This is a genomic window from Streptomyces asoensis, assembly GCF_016860545.1.
GTDB classification, from domain to species: domain Bacteria; phylum Actinomycetota; class Actinomycetes; order Streptomycetales; family Streptomycetaceae; genus Streptomyces; species Streptomyces asoensis.
The window spans coordinates 930,541-950,326 of sequence record NZ_BNEB01000002.1 but is presented as its reverse complement, the minus strand read 5'-3'; the positions used below and the strand labels follow the sequence as shown (position 1 = coordinate 950,326).

The 19,786-nt window shown below is 72.8% G+C and carries 20 protein-coding genes; 11 read left to right on the top strand and 9 right to left on the bottom strand.

What is annotated here, in order from left to right; translation table 11 throughout:
• Positions 1-6 precede the first annotated feature (6 nt).
• The 4 genes from Saso_RS07400 to Saso_RS07385 all read right to left on the bottom strand — a co-directional run bounded on the left by Saso_RS07400 (position 7) and on the right by Saso_RS07385 (position 4,026).
• Entirely contained in the window at positions 7-1,089 is a 1,083-nt protein-coding gene (locus Saso_RS07400; RefSeq protein ID WP_189927482.1) for an acyl-CoA dehydrogenase family protein, read from the bottom strand.
• A complete protein-coding gene (locus Saso_RS07395; protein WP_189927481.1) occupies positions 1,086-2,270 on the bottom strand; it encodes an acyl-CoA dehydrogenase family protein in 1,185 nt (394 codons plus the stop codon). The genes Saso_RS07400 and Saso_RS07395 overlap by 4 nt, the downstream gene beginning before the upstream one ends.
• A complete protein-coding gene (locus Saso_RS07390; protein ID WP_189927480.1) occupies positions 2,267-3,238 on the bottom strand; it encodes an NADPH:quinone oxidoreductase family protein in 972 nt (323 codons plus the stop codon). Before Saso_RS07390 ends, Saso_RS07395 begins: the two co-directional genes overlap by 4 nt.
• Positions 3,239-3,453: 215 nt before the next feature.
• Positions 3,454-4,026, bottom strand: a complete 573-nt coding sequence (locus Saso_RS07385; protein WP_189927479.1) for a helix-turn-helix domain-containing protein — start codon at positions 4,024-4,026, stop codon at positions 3,454-3,456.
• Between the two features lie 79 nt (positions 4,027-4,105).
• Here Saso_RS07385 and Saso_RS07380 point away from each other — a divergent pair, with 79 nt between their 5' ends.
• From Saso_RS07380 to Saso_RS07360, 5 genes are all read left to right on the top strand, one after another.
• Entirely contained in the window at positions 4,106-5,062 is a 957-nt protein-coding gene (locus Saso_RS07380; protein ID WP_189927478.1) for an NAD(P)/FAD-dependent oxidoreductase, read from the top strand.
• Positions 5,063-5,204: 142 nt separating this feature from the next.
• A complete protein-coding gene (locus Saso_RS07375; RefSeq protein ID WP_189927477.1) occupies positions 5,205-6,743 on the top strand; it encodes an ATP-dependent DNA ligase in 1,539 nt (512 codons plus the stop codon).
• Positions 6,740-7,210 (top strand): NUDIX domain-containing protein, encoded by a 471-nt coding sequence (locus Saso_RS07370; RefSeq protein ID WP_189927476.1) that lies wholly within the window; start codon positions 6,740-6,742, stop codon positions 7,208-7,210. The genes Saso_RS07375 and Saso_RS07370 overlap by 4 nt, the downstream gene beginning before the upstream one ends.
• A gap of 76 nt (positions 7,211-7,286) precedes the next feature.
• The gene (locus Saso_RS07365; RefSeq protein ID WP_189927475.1) at positions 7,287-8,672 is read left to right on the top strand and encodes an NADP-dependent succinic semialdehyde dehydrogenase; all 1,386 of its coding nucleotides are present in this window, start codon (positions 7,287-7,289) and stop codon (positions 8,670-8,672) included.
• Positions 8,673-8,697: 25 nt separating this feature from the next.
• Entirely contained in the window at positions 8,698-8,934 is a 237-nt protein-coding gene (locus Saso_RS07360) for a DUF6213 family protein (RefSeq protein WP_189927474.1), read from the top strand.
• Positions 8,935-9,109: 175 nt separating this feature from the next.
• Here the strand turns inward: Saso_RS07360 and Saso_RS07355 are convergent, their stop codons facing one another.
• On the bottom strand, positions 9,110-10,336 hold the full coding sequence (locus Saso_RS07355; protein ID WP_189927473.1) for an acyl-CoA dehydrogenase family protein: 1,227 nt from the start codon (positions 10,334-10,336) through the stop codon (positions 9,110-9,112).
• A 178-nt stretch (positions 10,337-10,514) separates the two neighbouring features.
• Between Saso_RS07355 and Saso_RS07350 the strand changes: the two genes are divergently transcribed.
• Positions 10,515-11,156, top strand: coding sequence for a TetR family transcriptional regulator (locus Saso_RS07350; protein WP_189927472.1), 642 nt, complete (start codon positions 10,515-10,517; stop codon positions 11,154-11,156).
• 46 nt (positions 11,157-11,202) lie between these two features.
• Here the strand turns inward: Saso_RS07350 and def are convergent, their stop codons facing one another.
• Positions 11,203-11,757, bottom strand: coding sequence for a peptide deformylase (gene def, locus Saso_RS07345; protein ID WP_189927471.1), 555 nt, complete (start codon positions 11,755-11,757; stop codon positions 11,203-11,205).
• Between the two features lie 158 nt (positions 11,758-11,915).
• Here def and Saso_RS07340 point away from each other — a divergent pair, with 158 nt between their 5' ends.
• From Saso_RS07340 to Saso_RS07320, 5 genes are all read left to right on the top strand, one after another.
• Positions 11,916-13,154, top strand: a complete 1,239-nt coding sequence (locus Saso_RS07340; RefSeq protein WP_057601976.1) for a MurT ligase domain-containing protein — start codon at positions 11,916-11,918, stop codon at positions 13,152-13,154.
• A 17-nt stretch (positions 13,155-13,171) separates the two neighbouring features.
• Positions 13,172-13,900, top strand: coding sequence for a type 1 glutamine amidotransferase (locus Saso_RS07335; RefSeq protein WP_189927470.1), 729 nt, complete (start codon positions 13,172-13,174; stop codon positions 13,898-13,900).
• 242 nt (positions 13,901-14,142) lie between these two features.
• The gene (locus tag Saso_RS07330) at positions 14,143-15,168 is read left to right on the top strand and encodes a 6-phosphofructokinase (RefSeq protein WP_189927469.1); all 1,026 of its coding nucleotides are present in this window, start codon (positions 14,143-14,145) and stop codon (positions 15,166-15,168) included.
• A gap of 108 nt (positions 15,169-15,276) precedes the next feature.
• On the top strand, positions 15,277-16,227 hold the full coding sequence (locus Saso_RS07325; RefSeq protein ID WP_189927468.1) for a cytochrome c oxidase assembly protein: 951 nt from the start codon (positions 15,277-15,279) through the stop codon (positions 16,225-16,227).
• A 21-nt stretch (positions 16,228-16,248) separates the two neighbouring features.
• Entirely contained in the window at positions 16,249-16,458 is a 210-nt protein-coding gene (locus tag Saso_RS07320; RefSeq protein ID WP_189927509.1) for a hypothetical protein, read from the top strand.
• 27 nt (positions 16,459-16,485) lie between these two features.
• Here the strand turns inward: Saso_RS07320 and Saso_RS07315 are convergent, their stop codons facing one another.
• Genes Saso_RS07315 through Saso_RS07305 form a run of 3 tightly spaced genes read right to left on the bottom strand, consistent with a single transcriptional unit; the run spans position 16,486 to position 19,786 of the window.
• On the bottom strand, positions 16,486-17,691 hold the full coding sequence (locus Saso_RS07315; RefSeq protein WP_189927467.1) for a sensor histidine kinase: 1,206 nt from the start codon (positions 17,689-17,691) through the stop codon (positions 16,486-16,488).
• Positions 17,688-19,418, bottom strand: a complete 1,731-nt coding sequence (locus Saso_RS07310) for a sodium/solute symporter (protein WP_189927466.1) — start codon at positions 19,416-19,418, stop codon at positions 17,688-17,690. Before Saso_RS07310 ends, Saso_RS07315 begins: the two co-directional genes overlap by 4 nt.
• A complete protein-coding gene (locus tag Saso_RS07305; RefSeq protein WP_189927465.1) occupies positions 19,415-19,786 on the bottom strand; it encodes a hypothetical protein in 372 nt (123 codons plus the stop codon). Before Saso_RS07305 ends, Saso_RS07310 begins: the two co-directional genes overlap by 4 nt.

The following is a 19,786-nucleotide window of genomic DNA, read 5'->3' as shown; positions in this document are numbered from 1 at the left end:
GGCGGGTCAGGGAGCCCGCAGGTCGACCAGTTCGGCCACGGCGTCCCGGTGGGCGCCCGCGGTCCCGTACGCGATCGAATCGGCCTTCGCGCGCTTGAGGTTGAGGTGGACCGGGTGTTCCCAGGTCATCCCGATCCCGGCGTGCAGTTGCAGCGCCTCCTCCGCGGCGTGCACGGCGACCCCCGCCGCGTACGCCTGCGCGACGGCGACCGCGATGTCGACGTCCGCGCCGGTCGCCAGGGCGTCGGCGGCACCCCGGGCGACGGCCCGGAGGTTGACGACCTCCAGCCACAGCTGCGCCAGCCGGTGCTTGACGGCCTGGAAACCGCCGACCGGCCGGTTGAACTGCTTGCGCTCCTTGAGGTAGCGCACGGTCTCGGTCAACGCCCAGTCGGCGAGGCCGAGTTGCTCGGAGGCGAGCAGTCCGGCCCCGGCCCGCAGGGCGCGGCGCACGGCGGGTCCGGCGTCGCCGAGGCGGCGGCCGGGGGCACCGGTGAGGGTCACCGTCGCGAGCGGGCGGGTGAGGTCGAAGGACACCTGCGGGGTGACGGTCACGGCCGAGGCGTCGACCGCGTACAGCCCGCCGTCGTCGGCCGGCACCAGCAGCACGTCGGCGACGGCGGCGTCCGCGACGGCGGACACCTCTCCCCGGAGCAGGCCGTCCTCGACGCGCACCGCCTTCGGCGCGGCACCCGGCGCGGTGTGCAGGCCGACCGCGAGGGCGCCGATCGTCCGCCCGGACGCCAGTCGGCCGAGCAGTTCCTCGTCCCCGACGGCCAGCAGCGCCTCCGTGGCGACGACGGCACTGGTCAGATAGGGCACGGGGGCGACGGCACGCCCCAACTCCTCCAGCACCACGGCGACTTCGCGGTGGGAGGCGCCCTGGCCGCCCAGCCGCTCGGGCACCAGCAGCCCCGCGAGACCCATGCCGTCGGAGAGCGCCTTCCAGGCGGCGAGGTCGTGCGGCGCGTCCGACTCCGTGCGCGCGATGACCGCGGGGGCGTCGCAGTGGTCGGCGAGCAGGTCGCGGACGGCGGCGCGCAGCGCCTCCTCCTCCTCGGAGTAGAGCAGATCGGGCTGTGCGCTCATCGGGCGAGGTCCTTCCAGGCGACGTCCTTGTCGGTGCGCGGCTCGGACGGCAGGCCCAGGACGCGCTCGGCGACGATGTTCAGCAGGACCTCGCTGGTCCCGCCCTCGATGCTGTTGCCCTTGGAGCGCAGGTAGCGGTATCCGGCGTCCCGGCCGGTGAAGTCCACCAGCTCCGGGCGGCGCATCGTCCAGTCGTCGTACAACAGGCCTTCCTCACCGCGGAGTTCGACCTCCAGGCCGCTGATCTCCTGGTTGAGGCGGGCGAACGCCAGCTTCATGCCGGAGCCCTCGTAGCCGGGCTGGCCGGCGACGAGCTGCTGGCGCAGGCGTTCGCCGGTGAGACGGGCCGCCTCGGCCTCCACCCAGAGCTTCAGCAGCCGCTGGTGCAGGTCGTGGGTGCGCAGTTCGGGCCGCTCGCGCCAGGTCTTCGAGACCGGGCCGATCATGCCGCCCTCGCGGGGCAGCCGCATGCCGCCGATGGAGACGCGTTCGTTCATGAGGGTGGTCTGCGCGACCCGCCAGCCGTCGCCGACGTCACCGAGGCGGTGCGCGTCGGGGATGCGCACGTCGGTGAGGAACACCTCGTTGAACTCGGCCTCGCCGGTGATCTGGCGCAGCGGCCGGACCTCGACGCCGGGGTCGGTCATGTCGCACACGAAGTAGGTGATGCCCGCGTGCTTGGGCAGGTCCGGGTCGGTGCGGGCGATGAGGATGGCCCAGCGGGCGACGTGCGCGCTGGACGTCCAGACCTTCTGCCCGTTGACGATCCAGTCGCCCCCGGCCTCACGGACGGCTCGGGTGCCGAGCGCGGCCAGGTCGGATCCGGCGCCGGGCTCGCTGAACAGCTGGCACCAGACCTCCTCGCCCACCCACAGGGGCCGCAGGAACCGGCGCTTCTGCTCCTCGGTGCCGTAGCGCAGGATGGTCGGCGCGGCCATACCGAGGCCGATGCCGATGCGCCGCGGGTCGTTGTCCGGGGCGCCGGCGGCCGCCAGCTCGGCGTCCACGGCGGCCTGGAGGGAGCGGGGCGCGCCCAGTCCGCCGAGCCCTTCGGGGTAGTGGACCCAGGCCAGGCCCGCGTCGAAGCGGGCCTTGAGGAAGTCGGCCGGGTCCGTGTCGGCGGGCGGGTGCTCGGCCAGCAACTGCGCTGTGCGGCGCTCGAGTTCGGCTGCGTCGGTCATACGGCGGCTCCGTTCTGCGGTACGACGGCGATGCGGCCGGTGGTGACGCCGTCGCCGACCCGCTGCACGGCGGCCGCGGCCTCGCCGAGCGGGACGCGCTCACTCACCAGCGGCCGGATCGCGCCCCGGGCGGTCAGCTCGGTGAGCTGCTCGTGGCAGTGCTGGACCAGCTTCGGGTTCTTGGTGTTGTACAGGCCCCAGTGCAGGCCGAGGATCGAGTAGTTCTTGACGAGGGCGTGGTTCAGCGCCGGGTTCGGGATGGTGCCGCTCGCGAAGCCGACGACCACGATCCGGCCCTCGAAGGCGACGGCCTTCGCGGACTGGGCGTAGGCCTCGCCGCCGACGGGGTCGTAGATCACGTCGGCGCCCCGGCCGCCGGTGGCCGCCTTCACGGCGCCCACGACGTCCTCGGTCCGGCGGTCGATCACCACGTCGCAGCCCAGTTCCCGGGCCACCGCGGCCTTCTCGGCGCCGCCCACGACGCCGATGACGGTCGCGCCCGCGGCCTTCCCGAGCTGCACGGCCGCGCTGCCGACGCCTCCGGCGGCGGCGTGCACGAGCAGCGTCTCGCCGGCCTCCAGGTGCGCCCTGCGGTGCAGGCCGAACCAGCCCGTCTGGTAGCCGATGTGCAGCGCGGCGGCCTCGGCGTCGTCCAGCGCCCCGGGGGCGGGCAGCAGCGCGGCCGCGTCGGCGACCGCGTACTCGGCGAAACCGCCGTACGGCAGCGCCGGGTTGGCGATCACGCGGCGGCCGTCCTCGGTCTCGCCGCAGATCTCGACGCCGGGAGTGAACGGCAGCGGGGGCCGCACCTGGTAGTGGCCCCGGACCATCAGCACGTCCGGGAAGTTGACGTTGGCGGCACGCACCCTGAGCAGGACCTGGCCCTCGCCGGGCGTGGGCCGCTCCACCTCCTCGAGCCGCATCACCTCGCTCGGCTCGCCGTTCTCGTGCACCTGCCATGCCTGCATGCGGAGCCTCCACGGGACTGCGTCGTCCGACCGGCGATCCGACCGGTCGATCGCATACTAAGCGGTCGCTTGCCCCTAGGGAACAGCCTGCGCCGAAGAGTCGCCTGCGTCACCCCGGCCCCGGCCACCTCCGCCCCGGTCACCTCCGCCCTCGCCCGCCCCGCTCCCGCCCCCACACCCCGTGACCAGGGCCCGCCCCCGCACCCCGCGCCCCGTCAGCCGCGCCGTGGTCGCGCCCGTACGTGCATCCGCTCGCCCTGCGGCCCGAAGAGGCTCAGGAACTCGGCCGGCCCCTCCCCCGTCGACCCGAACCAGTGCGGCACACGCGTGTCGAACTCCGCGGCCTCGCCCGCCGTCATCACCACGTCGTGCTCGCCGAGCACCACCCGCAGCCGCCCGGACATGACGTACAGCCATTCGTAGCCCTCGTGGGTGCGCGGCTCGGGCCGCTCGTCGCTCCTGGGGACGAGCACCTTGAACGCCTGGAGTCCGCCGGGCTGGCGGGTGAGCGGCCAGAAGGTGCGTCCGTGCCGCACGATCGGCTCGGCCCGCACCCGCGGATCCCCCACCGGCGGCGCCCCCACCAGCTCGTCCAGCGGCACCTGATGGGCCTGTGCGATCGGCAGCAGCAGCTCCAGGCTGGGCTTGCGCAGCCCGGACTCCAGCCGCGAGAGGGTGCTGACGGAGATTCCGGTCGACTCGGACAGCGCCGCCAGCGTCACCTCCCGTTCCTTCCGGAGCCGGCGCAGCCTCGGCCCCACTTCCGCGAGTACGTCGTCGGTGGTCATGACTCCATATTGCCGAACCGGCAAAGTTGTTTGTCGTTCGAGGGTCCGGGCGGCGACGGTGGCGGCGGAGGTGGTCACCGTGACCGAGAAGGCAGGACCGTACGAAGTGATCGTCGTCGGAGGCGGCGCGGCCGGTCTGTCCGCCGCGCTCGTCCTGGGGCGGGCCCGGCGCCGCACCCTGGTCGTCGACGCGGGTGAGCCGCGCAACGCGCCCGCCGCCCATATGCAGGGCTATCTCTCGCGGGACGGGATGCCGCCCGCGGAGTTCCTGGCCGTCGGACGCGCGGAGATCACGCGGTACGGGGTGGAGCTGGTCCGCGACCGGGCGGTGGACGCCACCCTCGGCGAGGACTTCGCCGTGCGGCTCGCCGGGGACGGGACGACCGGGGCGGGCCGGACCGTGCACGCCCGGCAGCTCGTCGTCGCGACCGGCCTGCGGGACGAGCTGCCGCCGGTCCCCGGCCTCGCCGGGCGCTTCGGCCGGGACGTGCTCCACTGCCCCTACTGCCACGGGTGGGAGGTCCGCGACCAGGCCTTCGGCGTGCTCGCGACGACGGCGGCGAGCGTCCACCAGGCACTGATGGTGTCCCAGTGGTCGAAGGACGTGACCCTCTTCCTGCACGCGGTCGCCGAGGCGGAACTCACGAGTGAGGACCTGCGCAGGCTGGCCGCGGCGGGTGTGCGGGTCGTCCCCGGAGAGGTGGCCGGACTGGCCGTCGAGGACGACCGGCTCACCGGGGTCCGGCTCGCGGACGGGAGCGTCCACGACCGCGAGGTGCTGTTCGTCGCACCCAGGGCGGTTCCCCGGACCGACCTCCTCGCCCGGCTGGGCGCCGAGATGAACGAGACCCCCTTCGGCACGTACCCCGTGGTGGACGGACGGGGCCTGACGACCGTGCCCGGCCTGTGGGCGGCCGGCAACGCGTCGGGCTTCGCCGAGCAGGTCGTGAACGCCGCGAGCCGCGGCTACCGGGCCGGCGCCGCGATCAACGGCGAGCTGCTGATGGCCGACCTCGACACGGCGGCCTCCCACTGAGCGGTCCGGGCGAATCAGGCTGCTGTTCGGCAGCGCCCTCAGGGGCGCGGGGAACCGCGCGACCAGCCGCAACGCGCCCGCAGACGAGAAGCGGCCCGTTCCCCGGCGTGTAAAAAGGCGGAGCGCGCCGCACCATGGCTGCATGCTGCTGACCCGGCTCGCCGACGTGTCCCGGGAGGTCGCCGCCACCTCGGCGCGCTCCCGCAAGATCGACCTGCTCGCCGAACTCTTCCGGGAGGTGGAGGCGGACGACGTACCTCTCGTCATCCCCTACCTGGCCGGGCGGCTGCCCCAGGGGCGCCTCGGCGTGGGCTGGAAGGTGCTGGGTGTGCCGGTCGCCCCGGCAGGTGAACCCACCTTGACCGTGCGGGCCGTGGACGCCCTGCTCAGCGAGCTCGGCCGGGTGTCGGGCCCCGGCTCGCAGGCCGAACGGACACGTCTGATCGGCGAGTTGATGGGCGCGGCGACCGCCGGCGAACAGCGTTTCCTGCTCGGACTCATCACGGGTGAGGTCCGCCAGGGCGCGCTGGACGCCGTCGCCGTGGAGGGCCTGGCCCGGGCGACCGGCGCGCCCCCCGCCGACGTACGCCGTGCGGTGATGCTGGCGGGATCCCTCCAGACGGTCGCGCGGGCACTGCTCGCGGAGGGTCCGGCGGCGCTGGAGGCTTTCCGGCTGACCGTCGGCCGTCCGGTCCTGCCGATGCTCGCGCACACCGCGTCCTCGGTCACCGAGGCGGTCGGCAAGCTCGGCGTCTGCGCGGTCGAGGAGAAACTCGACGGCATCCGGGTGCAGGTGCACCGCGACGGCGACGACGTACGCCTGTACACCCGCACGCTCGACGACATCACCGACCGGCTTCCGGAAGTGACGTCCGCGGCACGGGGGTTGGCGGGCTCGCGGTTCGTGCTGGACGGCGAGGTGATCGCCTTCGACGCGTCGGGGCGGCCCCGCTCCTTCCAGGAGACCGCCGGCCGGGTCGGCTCCCGGGTGGACGTGGCGGCGGCCGCCGCGGCCGTCCCGGTCTCCCCCGTGTTCTTCGACGTGCTGTCCGTGGACGGCAGGGACCTGCTCGACCTGCCCTTCGCGGAGCGGCACGCGGAACTGGCCCGGCTGGTGCCCGGGCCGATGCGGGTGCGCCGCACGCTCGTGTCCGGCCCCGAGGAGGCGGAAGCGGCGGAGGAGTTCTCCAGGCGGACGTTGCTGCGCGGCCACGAGGGGGTCGTGGTGAAGGCCCTCGACGCGCCCTACAGCGCGGGCCGGCGGGGCGCGTCCTGGCTGAAGGTCAAGCCCGTGCACACGCTCGACCTGGTGGTGCTGGCCGCCGAGTGGGGGCACGGACGGCGCACCGGCAAGCTCTCCAACCTGCACCTCGGCGCCCGCACCGCGGACGGCGGCTTCGCCATGCTCGGCAAGACCTTCAAGGGGCTGACCGACGCGCTGCTCACCTGGCAGACGGAGCGGCTGAGGGAACTGGCCGTCGAGGAGAGCCGGTACGTGGTGACGGTGCGTCCCGAACTCGTCGTGGAGATCGCCTACGACGGCCTCCAGCGCTCGACCCGTTACCCGGCCGGTGTCACGCTCCGCTTCGCCCGGGTGCTGCGCTACCGCGAGGACAAGCGTCCCGAGGAGGCCGACACGGTGGAGACCGTGCTCGCCGCGCACCCGGAGGTGGGTCCGTGACACCCACCGCGAAGCGCAGCGCGGGACTGCTGTTGTTCCGGCATACCGACACCGGCCGGGAGGTGTTGCTGGGCCATATGGGCGGTCCGTACTTCGCGCGCAAGGACGCCGGGGCGTGGACCGTCCCGAAGGGCGAGTACGAGCCGGACGAGCCCGCCTGGGACGCGGCCCGCCGGGAGTTCGGGGAGGAGCTGGGGCTGCCGCCGCCCGACGGCGAGGCGATCGGTCTCGGGGAGGTCCGCCAGACGAACGGCAAGATCGTGACCGTCTGGGCGATCGAGGCCGATCTGGACCCGGCGGACGTCGAGCCCGGCACCTTCACCATGGAGTGGCCTCCCCGCTCCGGGCGGCTCCAGGAGTTCCCGGAGCTGGACCGGGTGGCGTGGTTCACGCTCGGCCGGGCCCGCGAGGTGATCGTCACGGCGCAGGCCGCGTTTCTCGACCGGCTCACGGAGCACTCGGCCTGAGCGGATGCGCACGCGTTGCGGCTCCGGGCCGGGCGCGGGAAGGTCGAAGCACAGTCAGCTCTTCAGGAGGTCGGTCATGCCCATCGCGACGGTGAACCCGGCGAACGGCGAGACGCTCAAGACGTACGAGGCCATGGGCGAGGAGGAACTGGAGCGCCGTCTCCAGCTCGCGCAGGCCACGTTCCGTACGTACCGGACGACGACGTACGCCGAACGGGCGCGGCTGCTGAACCGGGCCGCCGACCTGCTGGACGAGGACCAGCAGGAGATCGGCCGGGTGATGACCACCGAGATGGGCAAGCCGGTCAAGCAGGCGCGGGCGGAGGCCGCGAAGTGCGCGCGGGCCATGCGCTGGTACGCCGAGCACGCGGCGGAGCTGCTGGCCGACGAGGAGCCGTCCGCGGCCGACGTGAAGGACTCGGGGGCGGCGCGGGCCCTGGTCCGCTACCGGCCGCTCGGGCCGGTGCTCGCGGTGATGCCGTGGAACTTCCCGCTGTGGCAGGTGGTCCGGTTCGCCGCGCCGGCGCTGATGGCGGGCAACGTCGGTCTGCTCAAGCACGCCTCGAACGTCCCGCAGACCGCCCTGTACCTGGAGGACCTGTTCCACCGGGCGGGTTTCGCCGAGGGCTGTTTCCAGACGCTGCTGGTCGGTTCCGGCGCGGTCGACGACATCCTGCGCGACGAGCGGGTGAAGGCGGCGACGCTGACCGGGAGCGAGCCGGCCGGGCGGGCGGTCGCCGCCACCGCCGGCGAGATGATCAAGAAGACGGTGCTGGAGCTGGGCGGGAGCGACCCCTATGTGGTCATGCCGTCGGCGGACATCGACCGGGCCGCGCGGATCGCGGTGACCGCGCGGGTGCAGAACAACGGTCAGTCGTGCATCGCCGCCAAGCGGTTCATCGTTCACACGGACGTGTACGACGCGTTCGCCGAGCGGTTCGTGGCGGGCATGGCGGCGCTGAAGGTCGGCGATCCGCTGGCCGAGGAGACCGAGGTCGGTCCGCTGGCCAGCGAACAGGGCCGGGCGGACCTCGAGGAACTGGTGGACGACGCCCGGCGCAGCGGCGTCGAGGTGCTGTGCGGGGGCGAACGGCCCGACGGGCCCGGCTGGTACTACCCGCCGACGGTGCTCGCCGGGGTCACCCGCGAGATGCGCGTCCACCGGGAGGAGGCGTTCGGGCCGGTCGCGACGCTGTACCGGGCCGCCGACCTGGACGAGGCGGTGCTCATCGCCAACGACTCGCCGTTCGGCCTCAGTTCCAACGTGTGGACCCGTGACGAGGCCGAGGTCGACCGCTTCGTGCGGGACCTGGAGGCCGGCGGTGTGTTCTTCAACGGGATGACCGCGTCGCACCCGGGGTTCCCGTTCGGCGGAGTGAAGCGGTCCGGGTACGGCCGTGAGCTGTCCGGGCACGGAATCCGGGAGTTCTGCAACATCACCACGGTTTGGCACGGTGCGTGAGCGCCGCGCGGCTACGATCCCGGATGTGAACCGCGAAGTGACTCTGCCGCTGATCGTCGACGACCGCGGGACCTTGCAGGTGTCCGCGGCCGACGTGAGCAAGCTGCTCCGCACCCTCGGCGGGCGGTGGCTGCATCTCGTCGAGGCGGGCGCGGACGGGCTCGACGAGGACACGGTGGCCGCGCTGACCATCGAACTGGCCAAGCTGGCCGACCGTATCGACGTGGCGTGCATCGCGCACAGCAGCGGAGGGACGCCCTAGCGGGCGGGTCCGCTGCCGGGTGCCGGTGCGTCGTGGCTTGTCGTGCGGTTCGCCGCGCCCCTGACAGGCACCTCCGGTGCACCCGCTCAAGGGGCTCCGGTGCACCCGCTCAAGGGGCGCGGGGAACCGCGCGGACAGCCCCCACGCACCCGCACCAGCCGCCGCAGCCGCCGTCCTAGCGGATGGGCATCCCGGAGAGCGTCCTGGCGATCACCAGCCGCTGGATCTCGCTGGTGCCCTCGAAGATCGTGTAGATGGCGGCGTCGCGGTGCATCCGCTCCACCGGGTACTCGCGGGTGTAGCCGTTGCCGCCGAGGATCTGGACCGCCTGCGCGGTGACCGTCTTCGCCGTCTCGCTGGCGTACAGCTTGGACATCGAGCCCTCGGCGGCGGTGAACGGCTTGCCGTTGATCGCCATCCAGGAGGCGCGCCAGACCAGCAGCCGCGCGGCGTCGATCTGCGTGCGCATGTCGGCGAGCTGGAAGGCGACGCCCTGGTTGTCGATGATCGGCCGGCCGAACTGCTCACGGGTCTTGGCGTAGTCGAGCGCCACCTCGTACGCGGCGCGGGCCGTGCCGACCGCCATGGCGCCGACCGCCGGCCGGGAGGCCTCGAAGGTCGCCATCGCCGCGTTCTTCACGCGCTCGCCGCCGGACTTCGCCCGCTCCCGGGCCCGGGCGAGCCGCTCGTCGAGCTTCTCCTTGCCGCCGAGGAGGCAGGAGCCGGGGATCCGCACGTTGTCCAGGATCACCTCGGCGGTGTGCGAGGCGCGGATGCCGTGCTTCTTGAACTTCTGGCCCTGGGCGAGACCCGGGGTGCCCGGCGGGACGATGAAGGAGGCGTGGCCCTTGGAGCCGAGCTCGGTGTCCACGGCCGCGACGACGACGTGGACGTTGGCGATGCCGCCGTTGGTCGCCCAGGTCTTGGTGCCGTTGAGCACCCACTCGTCCTTGGCCTCGTCGTACACCGCACGGGTGCGCAGGGAGGCGACGTCGGAGCCGGCGTCGGGTTCGGAGGAGCAGAAGGCGGCGACCTTGACGTCACTGGCGTCGCCGTACATCTGGGGGATCCAGGTGCCGATCTGCTCCTCGGTGCCGTTGGCGAGGACGCCCACGGCGGCGAGGCCGGTGCCGACGATCGACAGGGCGATGCCCGCGTCGCCCCAGAACAGCTCCTCCATGGCCATCGGGATGCCGAGGCCGGTGGGGTCGAAGTACTGCTGCGCGTAGAAGTCGAGGGAGTAGATGCCGACCTTGGCGGCCTCCTGGATGACCGGCCAGGGAGTCTCCTCACGCTCGTCCCATTCGGCGGCCGCGGGGCGGATGACGTCGGCCGCGAAGCCGTGCAGCCAGTCCCGGACCTCCTTCTGTTCGTCGTTGAGCTCCATGGTGAACTCGGCCATGTCCCCTCCAGCGGCGGAACGTGCGTGTTACTAGCGGTAACGCGAGTCTGTTACCGGTCGGTAGGAAAAGTCAACTCCTGTGGTCGGCCCGGGAGCCTCCCGGCCCGTTCGGTGTCAGGCTGCTGCCAGGTGTTAGTTTGCGCAGGCGTCACCGAATCAGCACGGGTGGGGAGAGCACATGGACACCACGCAGCGGACCGAGCAACAACGGTCCGCCGACCGCCGACGGCGCGAGCTGCTGGAAGCCGCCGACCGGGTGGTGCTGCGCGACGGCCCGCAGGCCTCGATGAACGCCATCGCGGCGGAGGCGGGGATCACGAAGCCGATCCTCTACCGGCACTTCGGCGACAAGGGCGGACTGTACGCGGCGCTCGCCAAGCGGCACACGGACGCCCTCCTCGACTCGCTGCGGGCCGCGCTGGACGCTCCCGCCGAACGGCGCGAGCGGGTCGAGGCCACGCTGGACACCTACCTCTACGCGATCGAGGCCCGTCCTCAGGTCTACCGGTTCCTGATGCACCCGGCGGACGGGTCGCCGGGCGAACAGGGCTTCGACGTGGGCAAGCACTCGGCTCCTCTGCTGCGGCGGATGGGCGAGGAGCTGGCCCAGGTGATCGAGGACCGGGTGGACCTCGGACCGGGGAGCCAGCAGCTGGCCCGGGTGTGGGGACACGGGATCGTCGGCATGATGCACGCGGCCGGGGACTGGTGGCTGGGCGAGCGGCCCTGTTCACGGGCCGAACTGGTACGCAGTCTGGCAGACCTGCTGTGGGGCCGCCTGGCGGCGGCGGGCGACAAGGTCGGCGGACCCGGCTTCTGACACCCCCCGCCGCGCCGGGGCACGCGACCGTGCCCCGGCCCGCCGCCTAGCCCCGCGACCCCTGGCGATGCCAGGAGGCCCGGTCGACCTGGCGCATCAGCCTTCCCTTGCGCCACCCGGTGACCCGGTCCGCGTAGACCGTCCCCTCCAGGTGGTCGTACTCGTGCTGGAGGCACCGCGCGAAGAACCCCGTGCCGTGCACGGCGACCGGCTCGCCCGTCACCGTGAACCCCTCGACCACCGCGTGGTCGTGGCGCTCCGTGCCCGCCTCCAGACCCGGCAGGGACAGACAGCCCTCGGGGCCGCGCAGCACGATGCCGTCCGCCTCCACCAGCCGGGGATTGACCACATGTCCCAGATGGCGGACGTCCTCGTCGTCGGGACAGTCGTAGACGAAGACCCTCAGCGGCTCGCCCACCTGGTTCGCCGCGAGACCCACGCCCTGGGCCGCGTACATCGTGGCGAACATGTCCTCGACCAGGCGGGCGAGTTCGGGACCGAAGTCGGTGACGTCCTCGCAGCGCGTGTGCAGGACGGGGTCACCGAGCAGGGAGAGGGGCCGGACGCGCCCGTGGGCGCCCGGGATGGAGCCGTGTCGCATGGCGGCAAGGGTACGGTCCTTTCTGACACGCGCATGCCGCTCACGGGCGTGAGGTGGTGCCGGGATTCGGGAGTGCGAATGGATCTCGATAGGCTGACCACCTACCACGTTGCCGTACGGCAGAGGCGCGGCGCGTACGCAAGGAGGATCGAGAACTGATGGCAGGCAACTCGGACCCGCTCACGCCGCGGGCCAAGATCGCCGTGACCGCCGGCAAGGCGGTCGCGGCGGCGTCGCGCGCCGCGGGGCGCGGCAGCGGTTCGGTGATCGGCGGCCGGGTGGCGCTCAAACTCGACCCCGACCTCCTCGCCCGGCTCGCCCAGAACCTGGACGTGATCCTGGTCTCGGCGACGAACGGCAAGACCACCACCACCCGGCTGATCGCCGAGGCGCTGCGCGCCGCCGGCCCGGTCGTGTCCAACGCGCTGGGCGCCAACATGCCGGCCGGCATCACCTCGGCCCTCGCCGGCGGCTCCGAGGCCCGCTACGGCGTGATCGAGGTCGACGAGAAGTACCTCGCGGGCGTGGCCCGGGACACCGCCCCCAAGTGCATCGCGCTGCTCAACCTCTCCCGCGACCAGCTCGACCGCGCCGCGGAGACCCGCATGCTCGCGGAGAACTGGCGTGAGGGGCTCGCCGGTTCGAAGGCCGTCGTGGTCGCCAACGCCGACGACCCGCTGGTGGTGTGGGCCGCCTCCTCCTCCCCCAACGTGATCTGGGTCGCCGCCGGGCAGATGTGGAAGGACGACGCCTGGTCGTGCCCGTCCTGCGGCGGCGTCATGCAGCGGCCCGGCGACGACTGGTTCTGCGGTGAGTGCGGGTTCCGGCGTCCGACGCCGAGCTGGGCGCTCTCCGGCGACCACGTCCTCGACCCGCACGGGTCCGCCTGGCCGATCCACCTCCAGCTGCCGGGCCGCGCCAACAAGGCCAACGCCGCCTCCTCGGCCGCCGTCGCCGCCGTCTTCGGGGTGCCGCCGCAGGTGGCCCTGGAGCGGATGTACCAGGTGCAGGCCGTGGCGGGGCGCTATGACGTCGTCCAGTTCCAGGGCCGCGACCTGCGGCTGCTGCTGGCGAAGAACCCGGCGGGCTGGCTGGAGACGTTCAGCCTGATCGACCCGCCGCCCACCCCGGTGATCCTCTCGGTGAACGCGCGCGGGGCCGACGGCACCGACACCTCCTGGCTGTGGGACGTCGACTACACGCGGCTGACCGGCCACCCGATCTTCGTCGTCGGTGACCGCAAGCTGGACCTCGCGGTGCGTCTGGAGGTCGCCAACCAGCACTTCCAGGTCTGCGAGAACCTCGACCAGGCCGTGCAGCAGGCGCCGCCCGGCCGGATCGAGGTCATCGCGAACTACACCGCGTTCCAGGACCTTCGCCGCCGCGTCGGCAACTGACCCCGAAGGACGTTTCCATGAGCGACAACCAACTGCGGCTGGTGTGGATCTACCCGGACCTGCTGAGCACCTACGGCGACCAGGGCAACGCCCTCGTCGTCGAGCGCCGCGCCCGCCAGCGCGGCCTGGACGTCGCGCGTCTCGACGTGCGCAGCGACCAGCCGATCCCCACCTCCGGCGACATCTACCTCATCGGTGGCGGCGAGGACCGGCCGCAGCGCCTCGCGGCGGAGCGGCTGCGCCGTGACGGGCACCTGTACCAGGCGGTGAACAACGGCGCGATCGTCTTCGCGGTCTGCGCCGGCTACCAGATCCTGGGCCACGAGTTCGTCAACGACCTCGGCCAGCGCGAGCCCGGCCTCGGGCTGCTGGACGTGACGACGACGCGCGGCGAGGGCGAGCGGTGCGTGGGCGACGTCCTCGGGGACATCGACCCCCGTCTCGGCCTGCCCCCGCTGACCGGCTTCGAGAACCACCAGGGCGTCACCCACCTCGGCCCGACCGCCCGCCCCCTGGCCCGGGTCACGCTCGGCAAGGGCAACGGCACCGGTGACGGCACCGAGGGCGCGTACAACGACACCGTGTTCGGCACGTACATGCACGGCCCCGTGCTCGCCCGCAACCCGCTGATCGCGGACCTGCTGCTCAAGCTGGCGCTCGACGTGAACGCGCTCCCGCCGATCGACGACCACTGGTACGAGGCGCTGCGCAGCGAGCGCATCGCCGCCGCCCAGCAGCCCGCGTGAGCACGGTGGCGCGGCGGCCCGCCACGGGCCGCCGCGCCACCGCCCGCTCCGACCGTGTGTTCACCTGATTTCCAGGGTGCCGTCACCAGCCCGTCTGACGGTGCATCCGCACAGGTGAGCGGGCACGTCCAGCAGGCGGACGCGTGCTTCGGCCCGGCCCCCTCCTGCCGCTAGGGTGGCGGGGATTCGAGCCGGACAGTGTGGTCCGGGTCCGGCCCACGTGGAGAAGGTTGTTTCGGGCTATGCGCATTGGTGTCCTCACGTCCGGCGGCGACTGCCCCGGCCTGAACGCCGTCATCCGGTCCGTCGTGCACCGTGCCGTCGCCGACCACGGCGACGAGGTCATCGGCTTCCGGGACGGCTGGAAGGGCCTCCTGGAGTGCGACTACCTCAAGCTCGACCTTGACGCGGTGGGCGGCATCCTCGCCCGCGGCGGCACGATCCTCGGCTCCTCCCGGGTCCAGCCCTCGCACCTGCGCGACGGCGTGGAGCGGGCCCGCGGGCATGTCGAGGAACTCGGCCTCGACGCGATCATCCCGATCGGGGGTGAGGGCACGCTCAAGGCGGCGAAGCTGATGTACGACAGCGGGCTGCCCATCGTGGGGGTGCCGAAGACCATCGACAACGACATCGCGGTCACCGACGTCACCTTCGGCTTCGACACGGCGGTGGGTGTCGCGACCGACGCCCTGGACCGGCTGAAGACCACCGCCGAGTCCCACCAGCGGGTACTGGTCGTCGAGGTCATGGGACGTCACACCGGCTGGATAGCGCTCCAGTCCGGCATGGCGGCCGGCGCCCACGCCATCGTCGTCCCGGAGCGGCCCTTCGACATCGACGAGCTGGCCCGGCGGGTCGGCGAGCGGTTCGAGGCGGGCAAGCGGTTCGCGATCGTCGTCGCGGCCGAGGGCGCGAAGCCGAAGGCGGGCAGCATGGCCTTCGACGAGGGCGCCAAGGACATCTACGGGCACGAGCGGTTCGCCGGCATCGCCCGGCAGCTCTCCATCGAGCTGGAGTCCCGGCTCGGCAAGGAGGCCCGGCCGGTCATCCTCGGGCACGTGCAGCGGGGCGGCACACCGACCGCGTACGACCGGGTCCTCGCCACCCGGTTCGGCTGGCACGCGGTGGAGGCCGTGCACCGGCAGGAGTTCGGGAAGATGACGGCCCTGCGCGGGACGGACATCGTGATGGTGCCGCTGGCGGAGGCCGTCGCGACGCTCAAGACCGTTCCCGAGGACCGGTACGCGGAGGCGGAGACCGTCCTGTAGGGCGGCCGAGCTCCCGACAAGCCCCCGGTGACGGAGATCGCCGGGGGCTTCTTTACTCTGGTGGGCGGCAGGAAACGTACAACCCCCCACGAATCAGGAGCCGGCGCAATGGATCACGGCGGGCACGGCATGACGATGGATCTGCCGCCGTTCACGCTGGGGCGAGGGCTTCAGTGGTCGGCGGACCCGTTCTTCCTCGTCGCCTGTCTGGTGGGGCTCGGGCTCTACGGGTGGGGGGTCCTGCGGCTGCGTCGGCGCGGTGACGCGTGGCCGGTGGGACGGACCGTCTCGTTCGCCGTCGGTGTGCTGACCGTCCTGCTCGTCATGTGCACCGGGCTGAACGACTACGGCATGGTCATGTTCAGCGTGCACATGGTGCAGCACATGGTGATCAGCATGCTGTCGCCGATCCTGCTCCTGCTGGGCGCGCCCATGACGCTCGCGCTGCGCGCGCTGCCGGCCGCGGGGCGGGGCCGCAAGGGGCCCCGTGAGCTGCTGCTGATGCTGCTGCACAGCCGCTACATGCGGATCATCACCCATCCGGCGTTCACGATCCCGCTGTTCATCGCGAGCCTGTACGCGCTGTACTTCACCCCGCTGTTCGACTTCCTGATGGGGTCGAAGGCCGGGCATCTCGCGATGATGGTGCACTTCCTCGCCGTCGGCGTGGTGTTCTTCTGGCCGATCATCGGTGTGGACCCGGGGCCGAACCGGCCGGGCTATCTGATGCGGATGCTGGAGCTGTTCGCGGGCATGCCGTTCCACGCGTTCTTCGGCATCGCGCTGATGATGGCGTCGCAGCCGATGGTCTCGACGTTCGAGCATCCGCCCGCCTCGCTCGGCATCGACGCGCTCTCCGACCAGAACGCGGCCGGGGGCATCGCGTGGGCGTTCAGCGAGATCCCGTCGGTGCTGGTGCTGATCGCGCTGCTGTTCCAGTGGTACGGCTCGGAGCAGCGCCAGGCCAGGCGCAAGGACCGGGCCGCCGACCGGGACGGCGACCAGGAGCTGGCGGCGTACAACGCCTATCTTGCGTCACTCGACACCCACGGACGCTGAAGCCGGGGCACCATGGAGGGGATGCGCCCTGCGGAGGGCCGCCCCGAGGAGGGTGTCGCGATGGCGGGTACGACGGACAGTTCCACGAAGACCATGGGAGTGCTCACCGTCGGCGGACTGGTCGCGGTGACCGCCTACTCGGTGGCGCTCGGCAGCAACGGCTGGCTGTGGTTCGGCTGGGTCGTGCTGGGGCTGATCACGCTGAGCATGATCGTGACGAAGTCGGGCTGAGGCCCGTGGCCGTGCGCCGCGCGGGCCCTATGCGCCGGTGAGACCGGCCGCCGAGTGCACGCCCGGCTGGTACTTCGGCAGCCGGGCGGTGATCTTCATGCCTGCTCCGGGGGCCGTCTCGATGACCAGGCCGTAGTCGTCGCCGTACACCTGGCGCAGCCGGTCGTCGACGTTGGACAGCCCGATGCCCCCGGACGGGCTGGCCTCGCCGGCCAGGATGCGGCGCAGCGCGACCGGGTCCATGCCGGCGCCGTCGTCCTCGATGACGACCAGGGCCTCGGCGCCGGCGTCCTGCGCGGTGATCTGGATGTGGCATTTGTCCGCCTTGCCCTCCAGGCCGTGCTTGACGGCGTTCTCCACGAGCGGCTGGAGGCAGAGGAACGGCAGGGCCACCGGGAGGACCTCGGGGGCGATCTGGAGGGTGACGGCGAGGCGGTCGCCGAAGCGGGCCCGCACCAGCGCCAGGTAGTGGTCGATGGCGTGGAGTTCGTCGGCGAGGGTGGTGAAGTCGCCGTGCCTGCGGAACGAGTAGCGGGTGAAGTCGGCGAACTCCAGCAGCAGTTCCCGGGCGCGTTCGGGGTCGGTGCGCACGAAGGACGCGATCACGGCGAGCGAGTTGAAGACGAAGTGCGGGGAGATCTGGGCGCGCAGGGCCTTGATCTCCGCCTCGATCAGCTTCGTACGGGACTGGTCGAGGTCGGCGAGCTCCAGCTGGACGCTGACCCAGCGGGCCACCTCCCCCGCGGCCCGGACCAGGACGGCCGACTCGCGGGGCGCGCAGGCCACGAGTGCGCCGAGCACCCGGTCGTCGACGGTCAGCGGGGCGAGGACGGCCCAGCGGACCGGGCAGTCGGCGTGCTCGCAGGAGAGCCGGAAGGCCTCGCCGCGGCCGCTCTCCAGAAGGCCGGTGAGCCGCCCCGCGATCTCGGTGCGGTGGTGCGAGCCCGCCCCGTCCCAGACCAGCACCTCCTTCTCGTCGGTCAGGCACAGCGCGTCGGTGCCGAGCAGCGTGCGCAGCCGTCGCGCGGACCGGCGGGCGGTCTCCTCCGTGAGGCCGGCCCGCAGCGGGGGCGCGGCGAGCGAGGCGGTGTGCAGGGTCTCGAAGGTGGCGTGCTCGACGGGTGTGCCGAGGCCGCCGAGGTTCTCCGGGCGCGCGGTGCGCCGGCCCAGCCAGAAGCCCGCGGCGAGGAACGGCAGGATCGCGATGCAGACGCCCGCGAGGAACCCGCTCATGCCTTCGCCTCCGCCGCCCGCAGTTCCTGGGTGCTCAGTTCCTCGGGGAGGTGGAACCGGGCCAGGATCGCCTCCGTGCCGGCGGGCACCCGCCCCGGGGTGGCCAGCGAGACGAGGATCATGGTGAGGAAGCCGAGCGGCACGGACCACAGGGCGGGCCAGGCGAGCAGGGCGTGCAGACCGCCCGTGCCGGGGAAGCCCGCCATGGTCGCGGCGACGGCGGCGAACGCCGAACCGCCGCCCACCAGCATCCCGGCGGCCGCGCCGGGCGGGGTCAGGCGGCGCCACCAGATGCCGAGGACCAGGAGCGGGCAGAAGGAGGACGCCGACACCGCGAACGCCAGCCCGACCGCGTCGGCCACCGGCAGCCCGCCCACCAGCAGGCTCGCGGCGAGGGGCACGGCCATGGCGAGGCCGGTGCCCAGCCGGAAGTGCCGGACGCCGCGGGTCGGCAGGACGTCCTGGGTGAGCACGCCCGCCACGGCCATCGTCAGCCCGGAGGCCGTCGACAGGAACGCGGCGAACGCTCCCCCGGCGACCAGCGCGCCCAGCAGGTCCCCGCCGAGTCCGCCGACGACCCGGTCCGGCAGCAGCAGGACGGCCGCGTCGGCGTCGCCGCCGAGGGCCAGCTCGGGGGCGTAGAGGCGGCCCAGGGCGCCGTAGACGGGCGGCAGCAGGTAGAACGCGCCGATGAGGACGAGGACGGCGACCGTGGTGCGGCGGGCGGCGACGCCGTGCGGGCTGGTGTAGAAGCGGACGACGACGTGCGGCAGGCCCATGGTGCCGAGGAAGGTCGCGAGGATCAGCCCGTAGGTGGCGTACAGGGGGCGTTCCTCGCGGCCGGCCGCCAGGGAGGTGGACATGCCGCCGTTGCTGCCGCGTTCGGCGAGGGGCACGGCGGTGCCCGCGGCGAAGGTGAGACGGGTGTCCCGCTCGATGTGGTGGGTGCCGGCGGCCAGGCGGAGCAGGGCGCCCCGGTGCGGGCGTCCGTCGACCGTGCCGTCCACCGTGACGGTCAGCGGGCGGTCCAGTCGCAGGTCGATCGTGTCGCCGACGCGCACGACGCGCTGCTCGCGGAAGGTGGCCGGTTCGCCGAAGGCGTCGCGGGGCGCCCCGTCGCCCTGCCAGGCCAGCACCAGGAAGAGGGCGGGGACGAGGAGGGCGGTGAGCTTCAGCCAGTACTGGAAGGCCTGGACGAAGGTGATGCTGCGCATGCCGCCCGCGGCGACGGTCGCGGTGACGACGGCCGCGACGATCAGCCCGCCGAGCGAGTCGGGGGCGCCGGTGAGCACGGTCAACGTCAGCCCTGCGCCCTGGAGTTGCGGCAGCAGGTAGAGCCAGCCCACGCCGACGACGAAGGCGCCCGCGAGCCGCCGGGCCGGCTGGGAGGCGAGGCGGGCCTCGGCGAAGTCCGGGAGCGTGTAGGCGCCGGAGCGGCGCAGCGGGGCGGCGACGAAGAGGAGCAGCACCAGGTAGCCGGCGGTGTAGCCGACCGGGTACCAGAGCATGTCCGGACCCTGCACCAGGACCAGACCCGCGATGCCGAGGAAGGAGGCGGCGGAGAGGTACTCGCCGCTGATGGCGGCCGCGTTGAGGCGGGGGCCGACGGTGCGGGAGGCGACGTAGAAGTCGGAGGTGGTGCGGGAGATGCGCAGGCCGAAGGCGCCGACGAGGACGGTCGCGACGACGACGAGGGCGACCGCCGGGACGGCGAAGGCGGAGTTCACCGGTCCTCGACCAGGCGTATGAGGTCGCGTTCGTTGCGTTCGGCGCGGCGCACGTACCAGCGGGCGAGCAGCACGAGCGGGGCGTAGAGACAGAACCCGAGGACGGCCCATTCGAGCCGGCGGGCGTCGGGCATGGCGGCGAAGAGCAGCGGCAGCGGGCCCACCAGAAGGGCGAGCACCGCGAACACCCCGAGAGCGGCGCGCAGTTGGGAGCGCATCAGGGAGCGGACGTAGGTGTGACCGAGGGTGGTCTGCTCGTCGATCTCGGTCCGCGGGCGGTGATAGCCGGAGGCACGCCGGGTACGGCGGGTGCGGCGCGCGGGACCGGTGACGACGACCCGCCGTTCCACCGGGTCCTGGTTCGGCAC

Bases quoted from the DNA above. Each gene is read 5' to 3' on its own strand.
- Saso_RS07375 (WP_189927477.1), top strand. From the start codon at position 5,205: ATGCTGCTGACCCGGCTCGCCGACGTGTCCCGGGAGGTCGCCGCCACC.
- Saso_RS07335 (WP_189927470.1), top strand. From the start codon at position 13,172: ATGAGCGACAACCAACTGCGGCTGGTGTGGATCTACCCGGACCTGCTG.
- Saso_RS07350 (WP_189927472.1), top strand. From the start codon at position 10,515: ATGGACACCACGCAGCGGACCGAGCAACAACGGTCCGCCGACCGCCGA.
- Saso_RS07330 (WP_189927469.1), top strand. From the start codon at position 14,143: ATGCGCATTGGTGTCCTCACGTCCGGCGGCGACTGCCCCGGCCTGAAC.
- Saso_RS07365 (WP_189927475.1), top strand. From the start codon at position 7,287: ATGCCCATCGCGACGGTGAACCCGGCGAACGGCGAGACGCTCAAGACG.
- Saso_RS07390 (WP_189927480.1), bottom strand. From the start codon at position 3,238: ATGCAGGCATGGCAGGTGCACGAGAACGGCGAGCCGAGCGAGGTGATG.
- Saso_RS07340 (WP_057601976.1), top strand. From the start codon at position 11,916: ATGGCAGGCAACTCGGACCCGCTCACGCCGCGGGCCAAGATCGCCGTG.
- Saso_RS07320 (WP_189927509.1), top strand. From the start codon at position 16,249: ATGCGCCCTGCGGAGGGCCGCCCCGAGGAGGGTGTCGCGATGGCGGGT.
- def (WP_189927471.1), bottom strand. From the start codon at position 11,757: ATGCGACACGGCTCCATCCCGGGCGCCCACGGGCGCGTCCGGCCCCTC.
- Saso_RS07400 (WP_189927482.1), bottom strand. From the start codon at position 1,089: ATGAGCGCACAGCCCGATCTGCTCTACTCCGAGGAGGAGGAGGCGCTG.
- Saso_RS07395 (WP_189927481.1), bottom strand. From the start codon at position 2,270: ATGACCGACGCAGCCGAACTCGAGCGCCGCACAGCGCAGTTGCTGGCC.
- Saso_RS07325 (WP_189927468.1), top strand. From the start codon at position 15,277: ATGGATCACGGCGGGCACGGCATGACGATGGATCTGCCGCCGTTCACG.
- Saso_RS07315 (WP_189927467.1), bottom strand. From the start codon at position 17,691: ATGAGCGGGTTCCTCGCGGGCGTCTGCATCGCGATCCTGCCGTTCCTC.
- Saso_RS07355 (WP_189927473.1), bottom strand. From the start codon at position 10,336: ATGGCCGAGTTCACCATGGAGCTCAACGACGAACAGAAGGAGGTCCGG.
- Saso_RS07385 (WP_189927479.1), bottom strand. From the start codon at position 4,026: ATGACCACCGACGACGTACTCGCGGAAGTGGGGCCGAGGCTGCGCCGG.